Source organism: Microbispora sp. NPDC049125 (assembly GCF_040802045.1).
Classification (GTDB): Bacteria; Actinomycetota; Actinomycetes; order Streptosporangiales; family Streptosporangiaceae; genus Microbispora.
The window spans coordinates 1-13,077 of record NZ_JBEZDW010000077.1; the positions used below are offsets into that span (position 1 = coordinate 1).

Consider the following 13,077-nt stretch of genomic DNA (forward strand, 5'->3'; position numbering starts at 1 on the left):
GCACCGGCCCCCATCCCCGCGTCCTGCTCCCACAACCCCCACGCCAACGACACCCCAGCCAACCCCAGGGAACGCCGATAGGCCGCCAACCCATCCAAGAACGCATTCGCCGCCGCATACCCGCCCTGACCGGCGTTACCGAACACCCCCGCCGCCGAAGAAAACAACACAAACGCCCGCACATCACCGGCCAGCTCATGCAAGTGCAGCGCCGCGTCCACCTTCGGCCGCAACACCGCCTCCACCCGCTCGGGGGTCAAAGAGGTGATCACCCCGTCGTCCAGCACCCCCGCGGTATGCACCACCGCATCCACCGGATGATCGACCAGCAACCGCGCCACCGCGTCCCGGTCGGCCACATCACAGGCCACCACCGCGACCGACGCACCCAGCTCCTCCAACTCCCCGACCAACTCACCCGCACCCGGAGCATCCAGACCACGCCGGCTGGTCAACACCAACCGCCGCACCCCACGCCCCACCACCAGATGCCGGGCCAAAAGCGCGCCCAAACTCCCCGTACCGCCGGTGATCAACACCGTGCTCTCGGCGTCCAACCCGTCAGGCACCGGCTCACTCACCGCCGCGCGCATCAACCGGGGAGCGAACACCTTGCCGTCGCGGACCGCGACCTGCGGCTCACCCGACCCCACCGCCACCGCCACAGCGGACGGGTCGTCGGCGTCGACCAGCACGATCCGATCGGGATTCTCCGCCTGAGCCGAGCGCACCAGCCCCCACACCGCCGCACCCGCCAGATCCCCAGGACCCTCCTCCGGCCCCACCGCACCCGACGTCAGCACCACCAACCGCGACTCATCAAACCGCTCATCACCCACGAACGCCTGCACCCCAGACAGCAACGTCAACGCCGCCTGGCGAACCCTCAACGGCAGCGCGACATCCACACCGGCATCCGCAGACAGCACCACCACCGGGGGAACGGCCACCCCGTCCACCAGCGCCTCATCCAGGGCCGCCCAATCGACGTAGCCCTCCGCACCCCCCACGAACGCCCACGCCTCCGTCGGCGCGATGGTCGCGCCGGGAAGCTCGGTCCAATCCAGGACGAAGAGGCCGTCACGGTGACCGGGGACATCAGACGCCAACTGCTCGGCGCTGACCGGGCGGAGCGTCAAACACCCCACCGACGCCACCGGCGCCCCGGCACCATCGGCCATCTCAAGCGCCACCCCATCGGCACCCGCAGGCGACAGACGTACACGGAGCCCCGTCGCACCGGCGGCCCGCAGACTCACATCACTCCACGAGAACGGCAGCCGGGCACCCTCACCCTCAACAAACCCGCCCAAGCTGATCGCATGCAACGCTGCATCCAGCAACGCCGGATGCAGACCAAACCCCGACCCACTCACCCCATCCGGCAACGCGACCTCGGCGAACACCTCCCCACCCCGACGCCACGCCGCACGCAACCCCGCGAACGCCGGACCATAACCGAACCCCGCATCCGCCAACCGCTCATAATGACCCGCAAGATCAACCCGCTCCGCCCCCGCCGGCGGCCACACCTCAAACCCGAAGTCCTCACCCCGCACCTCAGCCACCAGCCACGCCGTCGCATGATGGCTCCACCCCACCCCCTCCGGACGCGAATACACCTCCACCATCCGCCGCCCCGCCCCATCGGCGGCGCCCACCACCACCTGAAGCTGCACCCCACCGCCGTCCGGCACCACCAACGGCGCCCGCAACGTCAACTCCTCGACATGCGAGCACCCCACCTGATCACCGGCCCGGACCACCAACTCCACAAACGCCGCCCCCGGCAGAATCACCGACCCCAGCACCGCATGATCGGCCAGCCACGGATGCGACTGGAGCGACAGGCGACCCGTGAACAGGAACCCGTCACCGTCGGCCAGCGGCACAGCGGCGCCCAGCAGGGGATGGCCGGCGGAGGCGAGGCCCAGGCCGGTCACGTCGCCCGGGAGCACGGCGACGCCGTCCGGCCAGTAGCGCTGCCGTTGGAAGGCATACGTCGGCAGGTCGACGAGGCGCCCGGATCCCCCGGCCACCGTCTCCCAGGAAACGGCAGCTCCAACGGCCTGCAACTTGGCGACGGCGTGCAGCAACGTCCACGGCTCGGGCTGTCCCCGGCGCAGAGCGGGAATGAAGACGCCCTCGGCGCAGTCCTGGCCCATCGCGGTCAGTACGGCGTCGGGGCCGAGCTCCAGGAAGACCCGTACTCCTTCGGCTTCCAGCGTCCGCATCGTGTCCAGGAAGCGCACCGGCTGCCGGACATGAGCAACCCAGTAGTCCGCGTCGTGGCCAAATGTGATCGGAATCCGCGGAGGGTTGTACGTCAGGGACTCGGCGACCTGGCGGAAGTCATCCAGCATCGGGTCCATCAACGGAGAGTGGAAAGCGTGGCTGACCTTCAGCCGCTTGGACTTGCGGCCGGGGAACCGCGCGACCACCGCGTCGACCGCGTCTGCGTCCCCGGCCACGACGACCGACGAAGGACCGTTGATCGCGGCAACGCTCACCCGCTCGGTGAGGTGCGGCTGGACTTCGTCTTCTGAGGCGTTCAGGGCCACCATCGCCCCGCCCTCGGGAAGGGCCTGCATCAGACGGCCCCGGGCCGTGACCAGGGTGCAGGCGTCCTCAAGGGACAGCACCCCGGCCACATGAGCGGCGGCGATCTCCCCGATGGAATGCCCCGCCAGGAAGTCCGGCACGATGCCCCACGACTCGACCAGGCGGAACAGCGCCACCTCGACCGCGAACAACGCCGGCTGAGTGAACTCCGTACGATCCAGCGACTCACCGTCGATGGCGGGCAGATGAGCACACACCCGGTCGTACGCCTCGGCGAACACCGGATACGTCTCATACAGTTCCCGGCCCATCCCGGCCCGCTGAGACCCCTGACCGGTGAACAGGAACGCCAGCCTGCCCGCCGTACCGGTTCCCTGGACGACGCCGGGGGCCGACTCACCTCGCGCCAGCACCCCCAGGCCGGCCACGAGCGCGTCACGGTCCCCGCCCAGCACCACCGCGCGGTGGTCGAACACCGGCCGGCCCGCCAGTGAACGGGCCACGTCTGCCGCTCCGAGCTCGGGATCGGCGTCCAGATGCCCGCGCAGCCGCACCGCCTGATCGCGCAACGCGTGCTCACTCTTGCCCGACAGCACCCACGCCGCCGGGCCGTCGAAGGCGAGCTCGGCGGCAGGCTCCTCCACGGAGGCCGCCTGCTCCACGATCACGTGAGCGTTGGTGCCGCTGAACCCGAACGACGACACTCCCGCCCGCCTCGGACGGTCCAGTTCGGGCCACGGCCTGGCCTCGGTCAGCAGCTCGACCTCTCCAGCCGACCAGTCCACATGCGGCGACGGCTCACCGACGTGCAGGGTCTTCGGCAGCACCCCATGGCGCATCGCCATGACCATCTTGATCACACCGCCCACCCCGGCGGCCGCCTGCGAATGCCCGATGTTGGACTTCAGCGAACCGAGATAGAGAGGCGTCTCCCGCTCCTGGCCGTACGTCGCGAGAAGCGCCTGCGCCTCGATCGGGTCGCCGAGCGTGGTGCCGGTGCCGTGTGCCTCCACCACATCCACATCCGCCGGACCAAGCCCCGCACCGGCCAGCGCCTGCCGGATCACCCGCTGCTGCGACGGCCCGTTCGGCGCCGTCAAGCCATTCGAAGCACCGTCCTGGTTCACCGCCGAGCCGCGCACGACCGCGAGCACCTGATGGCCGTTGCGCTCGGCGTCCGACAGCCGCTCAAGCAGCAGCACGCCCACACCCTCCGACCAGCCCGTCCCGTCAGCCGACGCGGAGAAGGCCTTGCACCGCCCGTCCGCCGCCAGCCCGCGCTGCCGGGAGAACTCCACGAACGCGCCCGGCGTGGCCATCACGGTCACGCCACCCGCCAGAGCCAGCGAGCACTCCCCCTGCCGCAGCGCCTGCACCGCCAGATGCAACGCCACCAGCGACGACGAACACGCCGTATCCACCGTCACCGCCGGACCCTCCAGCCCGAACACGTAGGAAAGCCGTCCCGACACCACACTGCCCGCGTTGCCGGTGCCGAGGTGACCCTCCGCGTCCTCGATGCGCTGCTGCACGAGACCCGCGTAGTCGTGGTACATCACACCCGCGAACACGCCCGTACGGCTGCCGCGCAGCGAATGCGGGTCGATGCCCGCCCGCTCGAAGGCCTCCCACGACGTCTCCAGCAGCAACCGCTGCTGCGGATCCATCGCCAGTGCCTCACGCGGCGAGATCCCGAAGAACGCGGCGTCGAACTCCGCCGCGTCATGCAGGAACCCGCCCTCCCGCGAGTAGCTCTTGCCCGCGCGGCCCGGCTCAGGATCGTAAAGCGTCTCGACGTTCCAGCCACGGTCGTCCGGGAACGGCGAGATGCCGTCACGACCGGACGCGACCAGCCGCCACAACTCCTCCGGAGAACGCACACCCCCCGGATAACGGCAGCTCATCGCCACAATCGCGATCGGCTCGTCGGCGCCGGAGGCGGGGCTGGCGGCCGGGGTGACGACTTCGCCGCCGATGCCGAGGATCTCGGTGAGGAGCTGCTCGGCCAGCACGGCGGGATTCGGATAGTCGAACACCAGGCTCGCCGGCAGTCGCAGCCCGGTGTCGGTGTTGAGCCGGTTGCGCAGCTCGACCGCGGTCAGGGAGTCGAAGCCCAGCTCCTTGAACGCCTTGCCCGGCTCGATTCCGTCCGGCGACGCGTGGCCCAGCACGGCGGCGACATGCCCGCGAACCAGGTCGACCAGGAACCGTCCACGTTCGGCGTGCGGCAGCGCGGCCAGGCGGTCCCGCAGTGCCGAGGCGCCCGGGTGGCGCTCCACGCTGCGCCGTACGGGGGTCCTGACGAGCCCGCGCAGCACGGCGGGCACCCCACCGCGGGCCATGGCCGCGAGGTCCAGCTTGATCGGCACCAGCACCGGCCGGTCGGCGTCCAGGGCGGCGTCGAACAGGCTCAGCCCTTCCCGCGCCGACAGGGCCGAGACGCCGTTTCGAGCCATCCGCTCGACGTCCGACGCTTCGAGCTCGGCGGCCATGCTGGAGTCCTGGTCCCACAGGCCCCAGGCCAGCGAGACGCCGGGCAGCCCTTGGGCGCGGCGGTGCCGTGCCAGCGCGTCGAGGAGTGCGTTGGCCGCCGCGTAGTTGCCCTGACCGGCGTTGCCGAACACCCCTGAGGCGGAGGAGAACAGAACGAAGGCCCGCAGGTCCAGCCCGCGTGTCAGCTCGTGCAGGTGCAGCGCGGCCTCGGCCTTGGGCCTCAGCACCCGCTCCAGCCGCTCCGGCGTCAGGGATGTGATCACGCCGTCGTCCAGGACTCCAGCGGTGTGGATCACCCCGGTGAGCGAAGGCCCGATCTCATCGATCAGGCCGGCCAGCGCCGCCCGGTCGGCGACGTCGCAGGCCGCGACGGCTACCGAGGCGCCGAGTTCTTCCAGGCCGGCGACCAGCTCACCGGCGCCGGGGGCGTCCAGACCACGGCGGCTGGTCAGCACCAGACGCCGCACCCCCCAACGCGTCACCAGGTGCCGCGCCAGCAGTCCGCCAAGAGTGCCGGTCCCACCGGTGATCAGGACGGCGCCGTCGGCGTCGAAGGCCGCGGCCGTGCTTGCGGACCCCGCCGGTACGGTCGTCTCCGCCGTGGGCGCCACCACGCGGGTCAGGCGGGGGGCGAAGACCTTGCCGTCGCGGACCGCGACCTGCGGCTCACCGGCCCCCACCGCCATCGCGACAGCCGAAAGGTCATCGGTGTCGACCAAGACGATCCGATCGGGGTTCTCCGCCTGCGCCGAGTGCACCAGCCCCCACACCGCCGCACCAGCCAGATCGTCGGAGCCCTCCTCCGGCCCCACGGCACCCGACGTCACCACGACCAGCCGCGAACCGGACAACCCCTCATCGGCCAGGAACTCCTGCACCACCCCCAAGGTCCGCTCCACCGCGGGCCCCACCTCACCCCCACCACATTCCACGACCACCAGCCCGGCCTCCGCAGAAGCCGCCACCGGAACAGGAACCGGAACCCACTCCACCCCGAACAGCGACTCCACCCGCCGCACGCTGAGCTGCTCGACGGAGACCGGGCGCAGCGTCAGGCAGCCGACGGACGCGACCGCCCGTCCGGACTCGTCGGCCAGCTCAAGGGCCACCCCGTCGCGGCCGGCGGGCGACAGCCGTACGCGGAGAGAGGCCGATCCGACCGCCCGCAGGCTCACGTCACTCCAGGAGAACGGCAGCCGCGCACCGTCGCCGTCGGCGAACCGGCCGAGGCTGATCGCGTGCAACGCCGCGTCGAGCAGCGCGGGATGCAGCCCGAACCCCTCCGGCTCCGCGTCGGCGGGCAGTGCCACCTCGGCGAAGACGTCCTCACCCCGCCGCCAGGCCGCGCGCAGCCCGGCGAAGACCGGGCCGTACCCGAACCCGACGTCGGCCAGGCGCTCGTAGTGATCCGTCAGGTCGACCGGCTCGGCCCCTGCCGGAGGCCACGCCGCGAGGTCGAAGTCGCCGGAGGCCGCGTGGGAGGCCAGCACGCCCGACGCGTGGCGCGTCCAGGGCAGCTCGGCGAAGTCGCCCTCGGGCCGCGAGTACACCTCGACGGAGCGCCGCCCCGACTCGTCAGCGGAGCCGACCAGCAGTTGCAACTGCACCGCGCCCTCGCCGGCAAGCAGCAGCGGGGCCTCGACCGTCAGCTCCTCCAGCAGGCCGCATCCCGCCTGGTCCCCCGCCTTGATCGCCAGCTCGACGAAGGCCGCGCCGGGCAAGATCACCGACCCCATGACGGCGTGCTCGGCCAGCCACGGGTGCGACCGGCGCGACAGCCGTCCGGTGAAGAGGAATCCTTCGCCGTGGGCCAGCGTGACCGCCGCGCCCAGCAGCGGGTGGCCCGCCGTTCCCAGACCGGCCGACCGCACGTCGCCCGACCCGGCGGGTGCGTCCAGCCAGTACGGCTCCCGCTGGAACGCGTATGTCGGCAGCTCCACCCGCCGGGTGCTCCCACCGGCGAACACGGCCCCGCGGTCGAGAGCCACACCGCTGACGTGCAGGAGCGCCAGCCCGGCCGTCAACGTCTCACGCTCGGAACGTCCCGCCCTGAGCAGCGAGACGAAGGTGCCGTCGGCGCAGTCCTGCCCCATCGCGGACAGTACGGCGTCGGGACCGAGCTCCAGGAAGACCCGCACGCCCTCGGCTACCAGCGTCCGCATGGTGTCCAGGAACCGGACCGGCTGACGGACGTGGGAGACCCAGTAGTCGGCGTCCGAGCCGAAGACGATCGGAATCCGGGGCGGGTTGTACGTCAGGGACTCGGCGACCTCACGGAAGTCGTCCAGCATCGGGTCCATCAGCGGCGAGTGGAAGGCGTGGCTGACCTTCAGCCGCTTGGACTTGCGGCCCTCGAAAGCCGCGACCACCGCCGCGACGGCGTCCTCCTCACCCGCGACGACGACCGACGAAGGGCCGTTGATCGCGGCGACGCTCACCCGGTCGGTGAGGTGCGGCAGCACCTCCTCCTCCGAAGCCTGGAGCGCCACCATCGCCCCACCCTCGGGAAGCGCCTGCATGAGACGTGCCCGTGCCTCCACCAGCGTGCACGCGTCCTCCAGAGACAGCACCCCGGCCACGTGCGCGGCGGCGATCTCGCCGATCGAATGCCCGGCGAGGAAGTGCGGAACGATGCCCCACGACTCCACCAGCCGGAACAGCGCCACCTCGACGGCGAAAAGCGCCGGCTGGGTGTAGGCCGTCCGGTCCAGCAGCCCAGAATCCCCGAAGATCACGTCCTTCACCGGCAGACGCGCGCACACCTGGTCGAACGCCTCGGCGAACACCGGATACGTCTCGTACAGCTCCCGGCCCATCCCGGCCCGCTGCGACCCCTGCCCGGTGAACAGGAACGCCACCTTGCCGCCGGTCACGGTCCCCCGAACGACGCCGGGGGCCTCCGTACCGGTGGCCAGGGCGGCAAGGCCGTCCCCGAGCGCGTCCCGGCTGTCTCCCCGTACGACCGCCCGGTGGTCGAAGGCCGGGCGGACCGCCAGCGCGTAGGCGACATCCGCCGCATCCAGCTCGGGATGAGCGTCCAGATGCCCGCGCAGCCGCACCGCCTGATCGCGCAACGCGTGCTCGCTCTTGCCCGACAGCACCCACGCCGGCGGGCCGGCGAAGACGCGCTCGGCGGCGGGCTCCTCCGGGGAGCCGTCCGCCTCGCTCGACTCGGCACGATCCTCAGCCGGAGCCTGCTCGACGATCACGTGGGCGTTGGTGCCGCTGAACCCGAACGACGACACCCCGGCCCGCCTCGGACGGTCGATCGACGGCCACGGCCGCGCCTCAGTCAGCAGCTCGACCGCACCCGACGACCAGTCCACATGCGGCGACGGCTCATCCACATGCAGGGTCTTCGGCAGCACCCCATGGCGCATCGCCATGACCATCTTGATCACACCGCCGACGCCGGCCGCCGCCTGCGAATGCCCGATGTTGGACTTCAACGACCCCAGATAGAGAGGCGTCTCCCGCTCCTGGCCGTACGTCGCCAGAAGCGCCTGCGCCTCGATCGGGTCGCCGAGCGTGGTGCCCGTGCCATGCGCCTCGACGACGTCGACCTGGTCGGCGGCGACGCGTCCGTTCGCCAGCGCCTGCATGATGACGCGCCGCTGCGAAGGGCCGTTCGGCGCGGTCAGCCCGTTGCTGGCGCCGTCCTGGTTGATCGCCGAGCCGCGCACCACGGCCAGCACCTCGTGCCCGTTGCGCTCGGCGTCCGACAGCCGCTCGAGCAGCAGGACGCCGGCGCCTTCCGACCAGCCCGTCCCGTCGGCCGCCGCCGCGAACGGCTTGCATCGCCCGTCGGCCGCCAGGCCGCGCTGGCGGCTGAACTCCACGAACGCCGCCGGTGTCGCCATGACCGTCACGCCGCCCGCGAGGGCCAGCGAGCACTCGCCCTGCCGGAGCGCCTGCACCGCCAGATGCAGCGCCACCAGCGACGACGAGCACGCCGTGTCGATGGTGACGGCCGGGCCCTCCAGCCCGAAGGTGTAGGCGAGCCGCCCGGACGCGACGCTGCCCGCGTTGCCCGTGCCGAGGAAGCCCTCGACGCTCTCCGGCACGGCGGGCAGCCGCGACAGGTAGTCGTGGTACATCACGCCCGCGAACACGCCCGTACGGCTGCCGCGCAGCGAGTCCGGGTCGATGCCCGCCCGCTCGAACGCCTCCCACGAGATCTCCAGCAGCAGCCGCTGCTGCGGATCCATCGCCAGCGCCTCACGTGGCGAGATCCCGAAGAACGCGGCGTCGAACTCCGCCGCGTCATGCAGGAACCCGCCCTCCCGCGAGTACGTCTTCCCGGCGCGGCCCGGCTCAGGATCGTAGACGTCCTCGACGTCCCACCCCCGGTTGTCCGGGAACGGCGAGATGCCGTCACCGCCGGACGCGACCAGCCGCCACAGCTCCTCCGGCGAACGCACACCCCCCGGATAACGGCAGCTCATCGCCACAATCGCGATCGGCTCCCGGGACGCCGCCGTGAGCTGGCGGTTCTGCTGCCGCAGGCGTTCGGTCTCCTTGAGAGACGCGCGCAGGGCCTCGACGATCTTTTCGTTGGACGTAGCCATCTTCAGCTCCACACGTCGGGCATCATCAGGAGTCGGTAGTGTCGAACGCCATCTGGATCAGGCTTTCGGCGTCCATCAAGTCGATCGAGTCCTCGTCCTCGCCCGCATCGGGCGCCGCGAGGGCCTCGTCACGCATTCCGGTGAGTTCCAGCAGGCTGTCGAGCAGCCCGGCCTCCCGCAGGCGGGCCAGCGGGACTGCTGACAGTGCCCTGCGGAAGTCCGCCTCGCCGTCGCCGAGCAGACCGGCGTCGGCCTCGGGGAAGAGGTCGGCCCCCAGGCGCTCCGCGAGCGCCGCGGGGGTGGGATGGTCGAAGATCAGGGTGGCGGGGAGCCTGAGCCCGGTGGCCGCGTTCAGGCGGTTGCGCAGCTCGACGGCGGTGAGGGAGTCGAAGCCCAGCTCCTTGAACGCCCTGCCGCCGTCGACCGTCGTCCCCGGCGCGTGCCCGAGGACCCCGGCGACCTGCGTGCACACCGTCTCCAGCAGAGCGCGCTCCCTCTCGGCCGGCGACAGCCCGGCAAGTCGCGCCGGCAGCGTCGCCGCCTGCGTGGCCGTGGCGGCAGGTCCGCGCCGCCGGGATGGGCGGATCAGCCCGCGCAGCAGCGGCGGCACGGTCTCACCCGTGTGCATGGCCGCGAGATCCAGCCGCGCGGGGAGCAGCACCGGCCGGCCCGCGGCCTGCGCCGCGTCGAACAGCGCGAGCCCCTCGGCGGCGGACAGCGGGGCCATGCCCGCCCTGGCCATCCTGACCAGGTCGGCCTCTTCCAGCCCTCCGCCCATGCCGCCGGCCTCGGCCCACAGGCCCCAGGCGAGCGAGACCGCGGGCAGGCCGCGGAAGCGCCGGTGCTGGGCGAGCGCGTCGAGGAAGGCGTTGGCCGCGGCGTAGTTGGCCTGCCCGGCGGCGCCGAACGTGCCGGCGACCGACGAGAACAGCACGAAGGCGTCCAGGTCTCCGGCGAGCTCGTGCAGGTTGCGCGCGCCCTCGGCCTTCGGCCGCATGACCGCGTCGAGCCGTTCGGGGGTGAGCGAGGCCACGGTGGCGTCGTCGAGCACTCCGGCGGTGTGGACGACCGCGCGCGGGGAGTGCTCGGCGAGCAGTGCGGCCAGCTCGTCCCGGTCGGCGATGTCGCAGGCCACGACCGTGGCGGCGGCGCCCAACGCGGCCAGCTCGGCGGTCAGCTCGGCGGCGCCCGGCGCGCCGGGGCCGCGGCGGCTCACGAGGAGCAGGCGGCGCACGCCGTACTCCGCCGCCAGGTGCCTCGCCACGAGGCGGCCCAGCGCGCCCGTCGCACCGGTGATCAGGACGGTGCCCTCGGGATCCAGCGTCAGCCGTTCGCCGTCGGCGGCCGCCCGTGCCAGGCGCGGCGCGTGGACGGCGCCGCCGCGCAGGGCGACCTGCGGTTCGCCGGTGGCCACGGCGGCGGCGAGGAGGACGGGATCGTCACGGTCGACGTCGGCGAGGACGAATCTTCCGGGATGCTCCGACTGCACCGATCTGACCAGCCCCCACACGGTGGCGGCGGCCAGGTCGGGCACGTCCTCGGAGGCGTCGGCGGCGACGGCGCCCCTGGTGACGAAGACGAGACGGGAGTGCTCGAACCGCTCATCGGACAGCCATCGCTGCGCGAGCGCCAGCGCCGCATGCGCGTCGGGCGCCGACGCCTGGACGGTGTCCGGTACGGCATCGCCGTCGGCCAGCGCGTCGAGGCGCGGGATCGGGATGCCGTCGGACCGGTCGAGGGGGACGCGGGCCCAGTCGACGCCGAACAGCGCGTCGTGCCCGGTGACGAGCTGGTCCGAGATCGGCCGCAGGACCAGCGACTCCACCACGGCCACGGTGCGGCCGGCCCCGTCGGCCAGGGTCAGCCCGACGGCGTCCCTGCCCGCCGGCGCCAGCCGGACCCGTGCGGCGGAGGCGCCGGGGACGGCGACCGAGACCCCTGACCAGGAGAAGGGCATCCCCGGCTCCTGGACGAAGGTCCCGAGGCCGATGGCCTGGAGCGCGGCGTCGAGCAGTGCGGGATGCAGGGCGAAGGCCGCGGCGTCCATCTCGGCGTCCTCGGCCAGCCGCACCTCGGCGAAGACCTCGTCACCTCGCCGCCACACCGCCCGCAGTCCCTGGAAGGCCGGGCCGTACCCGAAGCCGACCTCGGCCATCCGGTCGTAGAAGTCGTCCAGCGCGACCGGCACGGCGTCCGGCGGCGGCCAGGCCGCGAGGTCGGCCGGCTCCGCCGGGGCGGTCCGCCTCCCCACGAAGCCCGTGGCGTGGCACTCCCAGGGGCCGTCGCCGGTGCGCGAGTGCAGGGTGAAGGAGCGCGTGCCCGTCTCGTCGGTCTCGTCCGCCTCGCCGACGGCGACCTGGATCTGCACGGAACCGTGCTCCGGCAGGACCAGCGGGGCGTGCAGCGTGAGCTCGTCGACGCGGTCGCAGCCGACCTGGTCGCCCGCCCTGATGGCCAGCTCGGCGAACGCCGTGCCCGGGAGGATGACGGTGCCCGCCACGGCGTGGTCGGCCAGCCAGGGATGCGTGGAGAGCGAGAGCCGGCCGGTGAACAGCAGCCCGTCTCCCTCGGCCAGCGGCACCGCCGCTCCCAGAAGGGGGTGATCGGCGGAGTCCAGGCCGGCGGACCCCATGTCGGTGGTGGAGGTGGCGGCCCTGAGCCAGTAGCGCTGGCGCTGGAAGGCGTAGGTGGGCAGGTCGACCCGCCGGCCGCCGTGGAGCACAGCCCGCCAGTCGATGGCCATGCCCGCGACGTGGAGCCGGGCCAGGGCGGTGGTGAGTGTCTCCGTCTCAGGCCTGCCCTTGCGGAGTGCCGGGATGAAGGTGCCGTCGGCGCAGTCTTGGCCCATCGCGGTCAGTACGGCGTCGGGGCCCAGCTCCAGGAAGACCCGTACTCCTTCGGCTTCCAGTGTCCGCATGGTGTCCAGGAAGCGGACCGGCTGACGGACGTGAGCGACCCAGTAGTCCGCGTCGTAGCCGAAGGTGATGGGGATCTGGGGGGTGTTGTACGTCAGAGATTCGGCGACCCGGCGGAAGTCGTCCAGCATCGGGTCCATCAGCGGGGAATGGAAGGCATGGCTGACGCGTAACCGCTTGGACTTGCGGTCGGGGAACCGTTCGATGACCGCGGTAACTGCTTCTTCGTCCCCGGCGATGACGACGGAGGCGGGGCCGTTGACGGCGGCGATGCTCACCCGGTCGGTGAGGTGGGGCTGGACTTCTTCTTCTGAGGCGTTCAGGGCGACCATCGCCCCGCCTTCAGGGAGGGCCTGCATCAGACGGCCCCGTTCGGTGACCAGCGTGCAGGCGTCCTCCAGGGACAAAACGCCGGCCACATGAGCGGCGGCGATCTCCCCGATGGAATGCCCCGCCAGGAAGTCCGGCACGATGCCCCACGACTCGACCAGGCGGAACAGCGCCACCTCGACCGCGAACAACGCCGGCTGAGTGAACTC

The 13,077-nt window shown here is 72.1% G+C and carries 2 protein-coding genes; both read right to left on the bottom strand.

The genetic code is table 11. The features are described from left to right. A partial coding sequence (locus AB0B72_RS39730; RefSeq protein ID WP_367744943.1) for an SDR family NAD(P)-dependent oxidoreductase occupies positions 1-9,623 on the bottom strand: 9,623 nt, incomplete at its 3' end. 25 nt (positions 9,624-9,648) lie between these two features. Next, positions 9,649-13,077: SDR family NAD(P)-dependent oxidoreductase (locus AB0B72_RS39735; protein WP_367744944.1), on the bottom strand; the 3,429-nt coding region annotated here is incomplete at its 5' end.